The organism is Paraburkholderia flava, from assembly GCF_004359985.1.
Lineage (GTDB): Bacteria > Pseudomonadota > Gammaproteobacteria > Burkholderiales > Burkholderiaceae > Paraburkholderia > Paraburkholderia flava.
In genome coordinates this window covers 656,934-671,956 of sequence record NZ_SMRO01000001.1, presented here as the reverse complement: position 1 = coordinate 671,956, position 15,023 = coordinate 656,934, and the positions used below count along the sequence as shown (strand labels likewise).

General features: G+C 60.2%; 12 protein-coding genes. 5 read left to right on the top strand and 7 right to left on the bottom strand.

Going from position 1 to position 15,023, the window contains the following annotated elements:
- Positions 1-122: 122 nt before the first annotated feature.
- The 4 genes from E1748_RS02925 to imuA are packed head-to-tail and all read right to left on the bottom strand — an operon-like array spanning position 123 to position 7,347.
- Entirely contained in the window at positions 123-2,162 is a 2,040-nt protein-coding gene (locus E1748_RS02925) for a DUF3300 domain-containing protein (protein WP_240766272.1), read from the bottom strand.
- Positions 2,060-5,209 carry an error-prone DNA polymerase gene (locus E1748_RS02920; RefSeq protein WP_133645648.1) on the bottom strand — a complete coding sequence of 1,050 codons (3,150 nt, stop codon included), beginning with the start codon at positions 5,207-5,209 and terminating at the stop codon, positions 2,060-2,062. The genes E1748_RS02925 and E1748_RS02920 overlap by 103 nt, the downstream gene beginning before the upstream one ends.
- Positions 5,210-5,213: 4 nt before the next feature.
- A complete protein-coding gene (locus tag E1748_RS02915) occupies positions 5,214-6,692 on the bottom strand; it encodes a Y-family DNA polymerase (RefSeq protein ID WP_133645647.1) in 1,479 nt (492 codons plus the stop codon).
- A complete protein-coding gene (imuA, locus tag E1748_RS02910) occupies positions 6,622-7,347 on the bottom strand; it encodes a translesion DNA synthesis-associated protein ImuA (protein WP_133645646.1) in 726 nt (241 codons plus the stop codon). Before imuA ends, E1748_RS02915 begins: the two co-directional genes overlap by 71 nt.
- A gap of 133 nt (positions 7,348-7,480) precedes the next feature.
- On the opposite strand from imuA, the gene E1748_RS02905 reads away from it, so the two are divergent.
- The 3 genes from E1748_RS02905 (at position 7,481) to E1748_RS02895 (ending at position 8,578) form a co-directional block, all read left to right on the top strand.
- Positions 7,481-7,780, top strand: a complete 300-nt coding sequence (locus E1748_RS02905; RefSeq protein WP_133645645.1) for a hypothetical protein — start codon at positions 7,481-7,483, stop codon at positions 7,778-7,780.
- Between the two features lie 76 nt (positions 7,781-7,856).
- Entirely contained in the window at positions 7,857-8,159 is a 303-nt protein-coding gene (locus E1748_RS02900) for a hypothetical protein (protein ID WP_133645644.1), read from the top strand.
- Between the two features lie 71 nt (positions 8,160-8,230).
- Positions 8,231-8,578: a hypothetical protein gene (locus E1748_RS02895; RefSeq protein WP_133645643.1), complete on the top strand. Its 348-nt coding sequence runs from the start codon at positions 8,231-8,233 to the stop codon at positions 8,576-8,578.
- A 9-nt stretch (positions 8,579-8,587) separates the two neighbouring features.
- Here the strand turns inward: E1748_RS02895 and E1748_RS02890 are convergent, their stop codons facing one another.
- Positions 8,588-9,100: an Lrp/AsnC family transcriptional regulator gene (locus tag E1748_RS02890; RefSeq protein WP_133645642.1), complete on the bottom strand. Its 513-nt coding sequence runs from the start codon at positions 9,098-9,100 to the stop codon at positions 8,588-8,590.
- A 114-nt stretch (positions 9,101-9,214) separates the two neighbouring features.
- Between E1748_RS02890 and E1748_RS02885 the strand changes: the two genes are divergently transcribed.
- Both E1748_RS02885 and E1748_RS02880 read left to right on the top strand, forming a co-directional pair.
- Positions 9,215-10,249: a histone deacetylase family protein gene (locus E1748_RS02885; protein WP_133645641.1), complete on the top strand. Its 1,035-nt coding sequence runs from the start codon at positions 9,215-9,217 to the stop codon at positions 10,247-10,249.
- A 496-nt stretch (positions 10,250-10,745) separates the two neighbouring features.
- Positions 10,746-11,984, top strand: coding sequence for a hypothetical protein (locus E1748_RS02880; protein ID WP_133645640.1), 1,239 nt, complete (start codon positions 10,746-10,748; stop codon positions 11,982-11,984).
- 60 nt (positions 11,985-12,044) lie between these two features.
- On the opposite strand, the gene E1748_RS02875 is transcribed toward E1748_RS02880, so the two are convergent.
- Complete coding sequence (locus E1748_RS02875; RefSeq protein WP_133645639.1) at positions 12,045-13,037, bottom strand: protein NO VEIN domain-containing protein; 993 nt, start codon at positions 13,035-13,037, stop codon at positions 12,045-12,047.
- A gap of 356 nt (positions 13,038-13,393) precedes the next feature.
- Positions 13,394-14,833 (bottom strand): aminotransferase-like domain-containing protein, encoded by a 1,440-nt coding sequence (locus E1748_RS02870; protein WP_133645638.1) that lies wholly within the window; start codon positions 14,831-14,833, stop codon positions 13,394-13,396.
- Positions 14,834-15,023 lie beyond the last annotated feature (190 nt).

Here is a 15,023-nt window from a genome sequence, read left to right as displayed (position 1 = left end):
GCAGAGGTTCGTGGGCGCAATCGATACTATGTGCCCCGAGAAACGCGTGCGAAAGCACGCGTTTCTCGCGACATCAATCCAGCATTCACCGCGGATTCAAGCGGTCGCTCCGGCCGTCGATACTAGCGAGGATGCTCATCGCGATTGCCGTTGCTATGCTCGTGCTGCGGTTGAGGCCGCGGTTGAGGATGCGGCTGCACATTCGGGCGAGGCGGCTCCTGGGCATGCTGTGCTTCCTGAGTATGTTGCGCTTCGCGAGCCTGGTTCATCTGTGCCGCGTGTTGCTGTGCTTCGGAGTGCTGTTCAGCAGCAGCCTGCTGCTGTCTCTGTTGCTGCTGCCTTTGCTGCTCTTGCGTCTGCTGCTCCTGCCGCTGTTGTTCCTGCCTCTGCTGCTCTTGCCGTTGTTGGGCGATTGCCGCGTTTTCGCCTTGCGGTTGCTGCGCAGCGTGCATTTGCGCTTCACGCGCAGCTTGCTCCTGATGCACCTGCTCATTGCGTTCGGGCGACGGTGCGCCAATGGCAGGGTGTTGTCCCTCGACTAAATTTTCGCGTGACACACCGGGGCGAGGCAGATCTCCTGAGCGCTGACCCTCCAGCGCGGGCGCAGGCGCCGGACGCGCGCCCTGGCGCATGTCGTTCTGCGTGAAATGCGGCACCGACATCGGAGCACCGGGATGTGCCTGCTCTTGCACATGGGCCGCGTTCGTCTGCGCCGGGCCGAAGTTCGGGCGCGCCTGATTGTTGTTCTCCGTGTTATTGCGCACGAAGTTGCTGTTCGTCGAACCGTAGTTGTTTGTGACGTGCGTGTTGTTGATGTTGGTGACGTTAGTGATGTGATTCACGACCGTCGTCGACTTCGACACGTAAGTCGTGTTGTTATAGACCACCGCCGGGCGATGCCATCCACCGCCACCGCCGTTGCCATAACCGTTACCACCACCGCCCCAGTTCATCCCCCACGAGTGCCATCCCCAGTCGTGGTGATGGCTGATCGCGGAGCCGACGATGATGCCGATGCCGAACGAGATCACGCCCGCTGTAACGATCTCGCCGGTCGAGTAAGCAGGCGCGCTGTAAGCGTAGCCGGGATAGACCGGAACCGGCGCGCCGTACACGACGGCCGGGTTGTAGGCCGGCACGTAGACGACATCCGGCTGGGTCGGCTCGATCACGATGGTCTGCGGCGGTGGAGCGATGACGGCGGGCCCTGCGTACACAGGTGGCTCGTCGCCTTCGTTCGTGTACACCTGCGGTGCCGGAGTCGCGCGCGCAACCGTCGAAACCGCCATCTGCTTCGATGTCTTCAGGTTGCCGTTTTGCTGCGCCCGTTGACGCATGACCTGGATCGCATTCATCACGTCGTTCGGGTCGTTCACGTAGGCTTCGCCGAGCGCGGTCGTCCACTGGATATTGCCCGCCATCTGGCTCAGTACGGCAGGGAACGCGGTCAGCGATTTCACGCTCGGGTCCCACGGCTGCTGGTTCGCCGCGTTCTGCAGAGCATCTCCTTTCAGCGACGGATTTTGTGCAAGCCATTGGTTAGCTGCGGTGATCTGGTCCGGGTAGGTCGAACCGGCAAGCACCTGAGCAACCAGCTTGTCGGGGAACAGCGCGATCGGTGCGACCATCTGCTCGAGCTGATCCGCCGTCGGCGGCGTATAAGGGCTTGCGGCCGAGGCCGGTTGCGGGGCGGAAGCGGCGGAGGCAGCGGATGCCGCTGCGTTGGTTGCATCTGTCGGGCTGGTCTTGTTGCATCCGGACAGGGCCAACAGACTTACTATCAGCGACGATGCGACAACAGTACCGAAACCGAAAGTCTTCCTTTTGCCTTTCATATTTCCCTTTGTGTGTGGCGTCGTTATGTTTGGCGATTCAGTATCGATTAACGCATCGAAGTCTCTTTGGGAGTACCCATAATTTGTTACATGCATGAAGTTGTGTTTTTGAAAGCGACGATGCCCTGAAACGTCATAGTCCCGTTGCGGGAATGGACTGTCGAGGTCGCGAGCGATTAACTGCGCGGTTATCTGGCGATCCGAGAGCGGATGCTGATTTCCCGCTAATGAAAATTCCGGCTGACTGTCGGCAAATCTCGAAGAAGATGCGACAGATCTACCAGGCGTTTGGCAACCAGATGCCGCACGCCATCGACGCTTTGCCACACGCCGAATACCGCCAGCAATCCTGCACTGAGAACTTCCTTACGCTGCTTTTCCAGCAGGACGGGCCGGATAATTACGTTCACGTTCCCGGTTTCATCCTCAATCGTCATGAAGATCACGCCCTTCGCGGTTCCCGGCCGTTGTCGCACGGTGACCAACCCGCATCCACGCGCGAGCCGACCATTCGGATAAGTGTTCAACGTTGTCGCGGGCATCAGCTTCTTCGCATCGAGCTGCGGCCGTAAAAGTGCCACGGGATGCCGTCGAAGTGTCAATCCCATGGATTGATAATCGCTCCGTATTTCATCTCCTTCTGATGCGCATCCGAGGTCAGGCGTTTGATCATCCACACTGGCTGCAGCCAGAAGATCCTTATCCGGCACGGCAACGACGGATTGCCACAAGGCACTCCGTCGTCCATCCGCCAGCGACACGAGAGCATTGGCTCTCGCCAGGACATGAAAATCATGCCGATCCAGCTGAGCTCGTCTTCCCAGATCAGCCGTAGACGAGAAAGCCTTAACGGTTCGTGCCAAGCCGATGCGCTCAGCAGCCTCCACACGCATCCCCTGCAGAAGGGAGAGGCCTAACCTGACCGCTGGACGTTGAGCATCGGCTTGATACTCCAGCGACGATTCCCAATTGCTAACCATGACGTCGGCAGGCAAGACCGTCACTCCATGGCGCTGCGCATCCTGAATGAGCTGCGACGACGAATAGAAACCCATCGGCAGGCTGTTCAGCAACGCGGCGAGAAATGCCTCTGGCTCATGGCACTTGAGCCAGCTACTCGTGTACACCAGCAGCGCGAAACTGGCCGCGTGACTCTCCGGAAATCCATACTCGCCGAAGCCTTTGATCTGCGCGAAGATCGCATCTGCAAACGACTTCTGGTAGCCACGCTCGAGCATGCCGTTGACGATCTTGTCGTAGTACTTCTCCAGGTTGCCCTTGCGTTTCCACGCGGCCATCGCGCGGCGTAGTTCGTCGGACTCGCCCCGTGTAAAGCCCGCCGCGATGACGGCGATCTGCATCACCTGTTCCTGAAAAATCGGCACGCCCATCGTGCGTTCCAGCGCGACCTTTAGATCGTCGCTCGGATAGCTGACGGTGTCGATCTTCTGCCGCCGCCGCAAGTACGGATGCACAGCACCACCCTGAATCGGCCCCGGCCTCACGATCGCGACTTCGATCACGAGGTCGTAGAATTCTCGCGGCTGTAGTCTCGGCAACATCGACATCTGCGCGCGCGATTCGATCTGGAACACGCCGATCGTGTCGGCACGGCAGATCATGTCGTAGGTAGCTTTGTCTTCGGCAGGAATGTCCTGCATGTGGACACGCTCGCCGCGCCGTTCCGATACAAGGTCGAGCGTGCGGCGAATCGCGGACAGCATGCCGAGCGCGAGCACGTCGACTTTCAGCAACCCGAGCGATTCGAGATCGTCCTTGTCCCACTGGATCACACTGCGATCGACCATCGCGGCGTTCTCTACCGGCACGAGCCGCGTGAGTTTGCCGCGGCTGATCACGAAGCCGCCCGAGTGCTGCGACAGATGTCGCGGAAACCCAAGCAGTTGCGATGCGAGCGACGCCCATAACTGGATCAGCTGCGTGTTCGGGTCGAGTCCGCATTCTTCGAAACGCTCGAGCAGTTGCGCGCGCGTATCGAACCAGTGATGCGTCTTCGCGACCGCATCGACGATCTGCGGGTCAACGCCGAGCGCCTTGCCGGTTTCGCGCAGCGCACCGCGCGGCCGGTAGGTGGACACGGCAGCCGCGATCGCGGCGCGGTCGCGGCCGTACTTGCTGTAGATGTACTGGATCACTTCTTCGCGCCGCTGGTGCTCGAAGTCGACGTCGATGTCGGGCGGCTCGCCGCGCTCGCGACTGATGAAGCGTTCGAACAGCAGGTTGCCGCGCGCCGGATCGACCTCGGTGATGCCGAGGCAATAGCAGACCGCGGAGTTGGCCGCCGAGCCGCGTCCTTGACACAGGATGTTCTGACTGCGCGCATAACGGACGATGTCGTAGACCGTCAGAAAGTACGGTTCGTATTCGAGATCGCCGATCAGTTGGAGTTCGTATTCGAGCTGCTTCTGCACGTCATGAGGAATGCCGCCCGGAAAACGCTGGTGCGCGCCAACATAAGTTTCCTGTCGCAGCCACGCGCTCGGCGTGTAGCCGGCGGGGATGATCTCGTCGGGATATTCGTAACGCAGATCGCTGAGCAGGAACGAGCAGCGCTTCAGCAGGGCGACGGTCTCCTGGAGCGCGTGTTCCGGGTACAGATTCGCGAGCCGCAGCCGTGAGCGCAGATGCTGTTCGGCATTCGGCGCGAGCGCGTAGCCGCATTCATGCACGGGGCGACCGATGCGGATCGCGGTGAGCGTGTCCTGCAGCGGTTTGCGCGAGCGCACGTGCATCACGACGTGACCGAGCGCGACGACCGGCACGCTGTGACGCTGCGCGACGTATTCAACGGCGCCGCGATGGATGTCGTCCATCGCGCGCTGATGCAGGATCAGTCCGCACCTTGCGCGATCAGGGAACGTTTCGCCGAGCCATTCGAGTTGCGCGTCCAGTTTGTCTTCATGCGCGGGAAACTCGGGCACGAGGATCGCGAGGCAGTCGGGCATGCCGCGCAGATGGCCGTACTCGGGCTCGGGTCGCGACAGGTCTTGCGGCGTGAGCCGGTATTCGCCCTTCGGCGCGCGTTGGCGCGCGAGCGTGATCAGCTCGGACAGGTTGCCGTATCCCTCGCGATTCTGCGCGAGCAGGATCAGCCCGAACGCGGGTGAGCCGTCCGCATGGACAAGCCGGAAATACGAACCGATGACAAGCGGCAGGCCGGCCGCCTTCGCCGCGACATGCGCGCGCACGGCGCCGGCGAACGAACATTCGTCGGTGATCGCGAGCCCTGCATAGCCGAGTTGCACCGCGCGCTCGACCAGTTCCTCCGCATGCGACGCGCCATGCAGGAACGAAAAATTCGACAGGCAGAACAGCTCGGCATAAGCCGGCAACGAATGGGCGGACGGTTGCATCGCGTCACCCGAAGAGTCCGTGCAGGAACCAGTGGGGTTCCTTGTCGTCCTGGCTACTGGGGCGCTTGCGATAGATCCAGTAGCAGGATTGATCGTCGGCCTGGGCGACGAAGTAGTCGCGCGAGACGAGTTGTTCATCGAACCAGCCGGTCTCGATGCGCTCGCCGGGAGAAACCATTTTCAGTGGCGAACCGTAAAACGGCCGCTCCTTGCGCATCAGCAACTGCACGGGCTTTTTCAACAGCCAGGTGGGGCGCGGCAATCCGGTAGATGGCGATGTGTGTTGCGTCGCCGCCGACACAGTCTGGCCGAGCGGCACCCAGCGGTTGGCGATTTCCGGCCGATGATCGGAAAGCGGCGCAGGACGCAGCACGTTCTCTTCGCCGAGCCGCGCGACCAGCAGTTCGACGAGCCGCGCGTGATCTTCCGCCGAGCCGCCGGGCTCGGGGAACAGCGTGGTCGAAGCGGGCGCGGCGGCCTGCACCTGCGATGCGTCGAGCCGCAGTGCGATGACGGGCGCGGCCAGTTCGACACGCGCGAGCCGTTCGCGGATCAGCCGGACCAGATGCTCCTCATGCCATGCGGGCTCGCCGAGCGCGATGCCGATCTCAGTGGGCGCAATGGCCTGGCGTCCTCGTTCATGTTCGAGCAGCAACTGCACACTGGTGACCGCGAGCTGTTTCGCGCAGAGCCAGCCGCATAACTGGACGATCAGTCGATGCGCAGCGAAGAGCGCGCCCTCAGTGTGCTCGAGGCGGTCGGGCAACTCGATGCGCGCAGAAAAAACGGGCGGCAGTTCGAGCCAGTCGAACAGTTCGGGCGCGGTGCCGAATGCGCGATCGAGCGAGTCGAGCAGATGCTCGCCACAGCGACGTTGCAGTCCGGCGCGCGGCAGCCTGCGCACGTCGGCGATCGTCTCGCAACCGAGCCCGGTAAACCAGTCGATAAACGGCCGCACCTCGGGGACCGATGCGAGCGGCAGCGCGGCGAGCCGCTGTTCGAGCGAGCGCATTTTCAGGAGCCGGCGATTGCCGTGCTTCGCGAGCAGCCATGCACCCTGGCCAGTCGGCGCGAGACTCACGCGTGCGCTGAAGCCGAGCGTGGCGAGCAGCGTCTTCGCTTCGTGGCACAGCCGCAGCACGCCGCCGAACAGACGCAGGCTCGCGCTGACGTCGACGATGATCGTGGCCTCTTCGGTCAGCGCGACCTCGGGCGAGAACTTCATCAACGCGACCGCGACTGCCTGCTGTGCATCGGCTTCGCGTGCCGGGTCGCGCTCGAACATCTCGACACCGGGTTCGAGCGTGAGCACGCCGCCGCGCTTCATGCCGGGGCGAATGCCGGCCGTGCGTGCGGCGCGGCTGGCGACGAGCACCCGGTCCTGCTCAAGTACCGCGCAACCGTGCGCCGGCTCAGGCAGCCACTTCGGCCTGAAGACTTCGAGCTGCAACCGGGGCAGGTGAACGGCGAGCAGTGCGCGCATGACGGGAAAGCAGAATAGGGGTGGGTTGAAGGGGAAGCGGCAGCGGGTCCGTGCGCAACGGACCTCGTCGCTTGACGATATCGACGGCGAGACCTTCGCCGGTGGCTCGCAGCGCGAGCCGTAGCAACGCGGGCGACGTATCCGCCGCGGCGGCGAGCGGACGCATCGCCACGAAAAGCGTATCTGACGACTGTGCGGCCAGATGAAGCCGCCGCAGCGACGATACGGGCACGCGTTCTATCCACAGCAGCAGCGCGCCGCAACTGCCGGCGCGCAGGATTTGTTCCGTGGCCCACAGCGCGTCGCCGGTGGTTTTGGCGTTGACCAGCATCAACTGCTTGAGCGGCAGGCCGATATAGTCGAGCCCCAGTCCGTTCGGCACATGGGGCGGCTGGACCAGCGCGATGGGCCGCTTACCGGTGGCATTGGCTGCCCCGAGTGCGCCGAGCGCCGGACTCAACAGCCGCATTTCACCAACGCCCGGCTGCTGGACCAGCAGATCGACCAGCGCACCGATCGGCCAGCCGCCGCCGGGCAGTTCCGCCGACAGCGCCGCATAGCCGGTGTCGAGCGTGCGCGCGGTGTGGCGTGCAAGCTGCGACGCCCGCCAGAGCGACGGGTGCAGATCTTCCGGATGAGGCGTGGGTGAGGGCATCGGCTGATTGCAAAAATCACTGTATATATGTACAGTATCCTACACCGAAAACGAAAATGCCAAAGGGATAACTGAGAGGTAACTGAGCGCTACTTTTTTAACTGGTTGGCTGCATCGAAAAGGAGTCGTTGCCATGAACGCCCCTGTCCTCGAACGGGTGCTGGAGCCCGTTGCTGTTCACCCGATGCCCGAAACGGCCGCGTTCGTCGCGCGACTCAAGGCGGCGTTCGGCGCAGCGGAAATCGATGCGTCAATCCAGCGCGGTAAGGCCGGCGAGGCGACGTTTCATGCGGTGGAGAATGGTCATGAGGCGGGCACGGCCAGCGCATCGGGAAACAGCTGGGTGGTAGACGACAGCGTGCACGACCGGTATTTTTGCGCGGGCTGCGATGGGCGATGTGTCGGTACTGCGATGTCGTGCAAGCGGCGTTGACGAGTATCGAGGCATCAGAAGTACGCGATGAATCACGAACAAGAACCACGAAGACAAAGGCAACGGAGAGCGAATCATGAATGCCCGCGCGCTTGCGCTGACAGTACTGTTTTTTGGCGCGGCTACGGCCGCGCACGCGCAGACGTATGTCGAAATCTGGAATCCGCCGGAGGCGCGTGCGCATCCGCCGGTGCGTCATGGTGCGAGTGGGACACGTCCGAAAAGCGTCGCACAGGCACCGCGCCTCGCGAAGCGGGTGACCGGGCACGCCGGCGCCAGCGAGTCCACTGCACCCATCGTCACGCAGCCGAAAAAGAGTGACGCGTTGCCGGTCCTGCCACGCAAGATCGGCCCCGATGGCCGCGTGCTGCAAGTCTGACGGCGATAGCAATGCACATCGACAAAAGCACGAGCGGACGCGCAGTCCAAGCAGTTCAACCACCGAGCCCGATGCCGTCCGACGACACGCCGACCACTGGCGCCACCACGAACCTGCTGTGCTATCTCGCGGTGAGTGAACTCGCGGCGGTCGTGCTGCACGACACGCCGTCCACCGATGCGCACCTGGTCGAATCCGCGCGCATCTGGCTCGCGCGTCGTTCGCTCGACGCGGGCTGGCTCGAACGCGTGACGTTCGCCCGCAAGGCACGCCGTATCGCGAGGCAGTTGCACGGCGCGCAGACCTGGTCCGCCGCGCAGTTGCAGTCGGCCAATCTGTTTATCGATGCAACCACCGCGAATCCCGCCGATCCGATCGTCGCGGAAGTCTGGCGCGCGTGCGTCGACGCTACGGCCTGACCACGCTGTTCAACTACGCCGCGCCGGACGCGATAGATCGTCGGGCACCGGCACGTGGCTCGTCGATTTCACCTCACGTAATGCGAGGCTCGACTGGATCGATGCGACGCCAGGCTGTTTGCGCAGCACGCGTTCGACGAAATCGCCGTAGCTGTCGAGATCGGCGGCCAGCACCTGCAGCAGATAATCCGCGTCGCCGGTCACCTTGTGGCACGACAGCACTTCCGGCAACTTCGCGACCGCCTTTTCGAAGCGGTCTGGCGCGTTGTCACCATGCGACTGGAAGCGCACGTGCACGAACGCCAGCACATCGAAGCCGAGCCGCCGCCGGTCCAGATTCGCCTGATAGCCGCGGATCACGCCTTCGTCCTCCAGACGTTTTCTTCTTCGCCAGCACGGCGTCACGCTGAGCGAGAGCTGTTCGCTCAACGCAGCGTTCGACAGCCCGCCGTCTTCCTGCAACAGACGCAGCATTGCCCGATCGGTTGTGTCGAGTGTGGTGGGAGGGCGATTCGTTCTCATCGGTTCGTATCGGTAGTCTGTTTGTGCGAAAAGTGTAGGGTCGGGTAGATCGAAAAGCAAACAAAGTGCGTCGAACGGTCGATACACTGTTCGTTCAATCTCGCGGGAACTGCCATGCTTACCGTATTCAGCGACACGCATCGTTTGCACTACGGCATCGAGCTCAAAGACGGCCTGATTGCCAAGTCCTTCGAAAATCCGCAGCGCGCGGAGACCGTGCTTGCCCGCGTGCGCGCGACCGGTCTTGGCGACGTGATCGACGCGCGGCCATACGACCGCTCGCACTACGTCGGCGCGCACAGCGAACGCTACGTGCGCTTTCTCGAAACAGCGTGGGACGAATGGTCCGCGACCGGCCGCACGCACGACGCGTTGCCGCTCGTCTGGCCGGTGCGTTCATTGCGCGACGACATCGAGCCCGCGTTCATCGACGGCAGGCTCGGCTACTACGCGATGGACGCCGGCTCGCCGATCGCCGCGCACACGTGGGAAGCGGTGCGCGGCAGCGCGAACGTCGCGCTGACCGGCATGGACGTCGTATCGGCCGGCGCGCGTGGCGCATTTGCGTTGTGCCGTCCGCCTGGTCATCACGCGGCGCATGAGTACATGGGTGGCTACTGTTATCTGAACAACGCGGCGATTGCTGCGCAGCGCGGGCTTGTGCAAGGCGCGCACCGGGTCGCAGTACTCGACGTCGATTTTCATCATGGCAACGGCACGCAGGACATTTTCTACGATCGCGCCGACGCGATGTTCGTATCGCTGCATGGCGACCCGAGCGTGTCGTTTCCGTACTTCTCCGGTTTCGCCGATGAGCAGGGGCGCGGTGATGGGCTCGGCTTCAATGCGAACTATCCGTTGCCGAAGGGTACGGACTGGACGCGTTATCGCGATGCGCTTGCTGATGCCGGTCGACGTCTGTCAACCTATGCACCGGATCTGCTCGTCGTGTCGCTTGGCGTCGATACGTTCGAGGGCGATCCGATCAGCCACTTCGCGCTGGCCACCGACGACTTCGTTCGACTCGGCGAAGCGATCGCGGCGCTTGGTATGCCGACGCTGTTTGTGATGGAGGGTGGCTATATGGTCGATGAGATTGGGACGAATGCGGTTAACGTGCTGCTGGGGTTTGAGGGGCGGGTGGGGTGATTTTTTGGAGGCAGGCGGGTAAGCGTAAAGCGAGTGGTGCGTCGGGTGGATATCTGTCGGTCACGGTGGTTCGCCGCTGCGGATTCCACTTCAATGTTCGTGAGATTTCGCATGTTGCCCGGGTTCGGCCATAAATGGCCAATGACTTGCTGTATTTGAGCGGTAGGTAGTGCCGACGGAGTATATATTCACCAAGCTGTTGGCAGCGATGGTATCGAGAGATATATGTTCGCGAATCGCGTTATCGCGATGCTGGCAGAAGAGCTTCTGTCGGACGACGTACCGTCCGTTAGACAAGTGACCACGAACATTATTGCGATACAAGATGGCGCGTCTTTGTTGAGTCGATTTTTCGCTTCTACCTAGCGTAGAAAGAATTCATGGGTCGTCGAGGGATTGCAATGATGTGAGCCGATATGACGCGGTTACGCTGGCGATGACATTGATCCGCTAAATTCTCTGTATGATTTCGCCTATCGAACAGTGGGGTGGAGCAATGCAAAAGAAAATTCAAATTCGAGTAAGTCATAAACATGGCTCTGCTGGGTTGCTGCCGAGCCTTCCCTACACCGCTACATGGCAATGTAATGTCCTCACGACGTTGCTTTGGATCGGGGTATTGACGTCACCCCCAAGGTACACAGGAGTCGATCTTTCTACCTTCTGGGCATGGCTTAGGTATGCCAGTGCCATTTCGGAGCGTTATTCCGGCTTGCGTCTCAAACCTGTATGGTCAGAGATTGATACGCACCAAATGTCCGTCATGTCCGATGATTTTGGCATGGGCTTCGTGTGCCACTATCTAGCCGAACAACATGGCATACAAGCGTTTGCGAATACAAATTATCTGCTAGATTCCCTCGTCGGAGTCGTATCATTGCACCCGAGTAAGCGAGGGCCGGCTAAAAGCCCGGACTTCATCGGTATCGATGCCAACAGCCGATTGCATGTGCTCGAGTGTAAAGGTACGCAAACCTCGACCAGCTATTTGAGCGCAGCCCTCGAGACGGGTATCGACCAGAAGAACAATTTTTCCAACGGAACGATATTCGCATCGAGTATGGTGGGCGGGATCTATATTCCTCAGCATGCGAGCAAAGAAGATGCCTTGCTAATGTATATAGATCCTAAAGTCGATTCTAGAATCCAAAAGTTAGAAAATCTGTCTCCGGAGGTGATCGAGGCTGCTATCTATCGGATATCCTTCGCCAAAGAACTGATGGCTGCAGGACTGTGGCAAACAGCATCTGCCATTGACGGAAGAAAACAGCCCTCCGACTACTCGGAATCCGACGCCAGTATTATTGCCGACGAATTGCCGCGTGCTGGATTTTCGGTACTCGACCAGGCGTGGCTACGCAATATTCAATATCGGTCCATTGAAGTAGACCCGATCGAGCCAATATCTAATAAGAGCGAAGTGGAATACCAGCGGCTGACTTCTTTGACGCTAGAAGTACCGTCTGACACGGTTGCTTTTACTCGCGAGGTACTCGATATGGACAGAGGTGGGGCCCGGAGCCAAGCCGATCAACTTATCGTCGAACGAACCAAGGGACGACGAGAAAAGCGACGAGTGCGCGTCAGATCACAGGACTCTGAGGGCGCATCAATTCGAGTGCGGACGCATACTGTCCAATCACCTTGGAACGAAGAGACAGTCGACCCAACGTCTGCTTCTCTGACCGGACCGAGCGGTATTCGCTTTGCTCTTTCTCGACAGAAGGGAGACTAAGACGTTCTGTCGAGAAAGCGAGAGCAACGACTGTCGGTTATCCGGAGTCGGTTTCTTTAGTCAGATCACTGACGGAACGAATTTCCCGACATATACGTACGGATCGAGATCGAAAATTTTCTGAAGCTCTGCCGCATCGTAGATTACAACGTGTGGTTCGTTCAGGGCCGACGTGACCATCGCTAAGTGCCAATGCGGATCCGATTGCAGACCCTTTGCATACTCATTGCTGGTCAAGAAAAATTGTGGGACGTTGCCGGATGTTCCTTTGACTTCGACGTGCAACGTCTTCCGCCCGTTTGAAAAGATGAAGTCGTATCCGCATGGAAGATGTGTGACTCGTTCGCAATCAAATCCTCTGCTCTCGTAGTGAGCGATGACTGCTTTTTCTGCTGCCTGCTCGACACGTTTTCGTTGTTCTGCGGTACCAAATCCTTTCAATGGGTCGACCGCGTCAAGTTCGGGATCGGCAAACTCTTCTTCGTTGGGATTGACAATCGCGAACGGACGTAGCGTTCGAATGCGGTCTTCAAGCAACTCAAGAACTCTACGTCTCGTATCGTCGACTTTGACCGCTGGACCTACGAGATACATATATTTTGCTCGACGAACTGAATCATCCGAGAAAGGTACGTTGCGGAACTTAGGTGGTACGAAATAGGCCGTTTTGCTGGTGATACAGTATGACCAGTCGTACGCGAAATGATCTGTGTCGCCACGTTTTTTCACGAGGTTGGCTGGGGGTTCTAGCCATTCTCCATGCAGAGTGGCGTTCTCATACCAACCAACAATGTGAACACCAGGGTGCTTGGGATGCTTGGCAAGACAGATTACAGTCCAGCCAGTGGGTTCTTCACTTGTTGGTGCATATCTGCCAGCGTGAGGTGGTACATAACAATGGTAAATTCCATTCATGGGCATGAAGTTGAAAGCTTCATGCCCGCGGCCACCATTTTTCTCACCGTTCTCAACTAGCCATGCGAAGTTGCCGTTGACTACACCACCCTGATAGTACTCAGACCACCCGAATTTCACCCACAGGATTTTTTTCAATTTTTATCTCGACAGGTTACTAATTGTGGCCTCGACACTTACATATCTGAACCGAACTCTTCGGTTCACTGATGTCAGTGGGCGAGATCCCCGAAAACACGAACATGCCCTTGATCTATGAGGGTTGCTTGTCTGATGAAGTCAGTCTGCGGTTGTCGGGCAAATTCCTGACCGCAAGCCTGATGCTTGGATGTAGAAAGAACCGATCTTCGGTATGACCGGAGACACGATATGAGAAAGCTCCGGCCCGGCAGTTCACGGCTAGGCACCTAAACCCTTACCAAGAGGATAAGCGATATCGGAGTCCATGCAGGATGCGCTCAGGTTCATGACGTGCCAACGACACTTTCTCCCCCCTAAATCGTCCCATACAACGCCCGCGGCCGATCCCTCAACGTCCGCGACAAAACCTGCAACGCCCTCGACAACTCCTCACGCGACGTCGCACACGCGAGGTTCACGCGCACGCCATGCTCGATCGTCGAACGATCGACTGCGAACGCCGACGCCGGCATCGTATTGACGCCGCGCGCGAGCGCATTCGCGGCGAAGTCGTCGGAACGCCACGGCGCGGGCACCCGCAACCAGACGAACATGCACGCCGGATCGCTCTTCAGCAGTTCCTTCGGCAGCAGCCCGCGCGCGAGTTCCTGACGCGCCTTCAGCTCTTCGCGCTGCGCGTCGAGGATCGTCTGCGCGGTGCCGTCTTCGATCCAGCGCGTCGTGATCAGCGTCGACAGCGGCGCGGGCATCCACGCGGTCGTGCGTACTGCTTCCGCCGCGAGCGCGGCACCATGCGGCGGCGTGAGCAGAAAGCCGATGCGCAGACCAGGCGCAAGAATCTTCGACGTCGACGCAACGTGGAACGTCAGCTCCGGACACAGACTCGCAATCGTCGGCAGGCGTTTGCGAAGCAGCGGCCCATACACGTCGTCCTCGATGATCGCGACATGATGGCGGTGCGCAATATTGACGAGCGCAATGCGTCGCTCGAGGCTCATCGTCACGACACCCGGATTCTGCAGATTCGGCACCGTGAAAATCGCCTTGACCCGCATCCGCTTGCACGCATCTTCGAGCGCGTCGGGTAGCAGGCCGTCGTCATCGCTAGGAATCCCGATCAATTCGAACTGGAACACCGGCGCCAGCGCCTTGAGGCCGTAGTACGTGAGCTTGTCGCAGAGAATCACGCCTTCGTGTCCCATCAGGCTGCTCAACACCGCGTACAGCCCATGTTGCGCGCCGCTCGTCACGACGATGTCGTCGAGCTGCGGCGTGAAGTCCGGCGTGGCGATCCACTGCGCGCCTGCCGCGCGGGCCCATTCGGGCCCTTGCGGCGGCTGGTATTCCTGGGTCTCCGGGAAACGCGGGTCGCGTGAAATGACCGCCATCGTCCGCGCGAGCTGACTCAGGAATTCGCCCGTTGCCGGACGGTTGACGGTCAGGTCGATGACCGCGTTCGAGTTGCCGTCCGCCGAGCCCGCGACGATGCCCGCGCCGCGTTGCGCGGACGTCGTCACCGCCGGCATCGCGCCGCCCGTGACGATCGAGCCGCGTCGCTTGCTGGCAACGATCAATCCTCTTGCCTGCAACTCCTTGTACGCCCTCGACACCGTCGACACATTGAGGCCCAGCTCGAGCGCGAGATCGCGCTGCGGCGGCAGACGACTGCCCGGCGGATAGCGGCCGCTGCGCACCTGCTCCTCCAGGTTGCGCGACACCTCCAGATAGGTGGCTTGCCGCACTTTTGTCTGGATGTCGGTGCTGTCTTTTGTATGACTATCGTCGATTTTCATGCAAGTAATAACTCCATACAAAACTCTGCCGACCGGTTGCGAATGGGAGTGGCACGATCCGACCGTCTCCGTAGAAAAATCCTTATACCACGGCCGTGCAGCGCATTCTGCCTGATCTTTGGCGTGAGCAGTCAGGCATCTCAGGGAAATCACCGATCTCCACACAAAGCAATTCTATTTGCGAACAAAA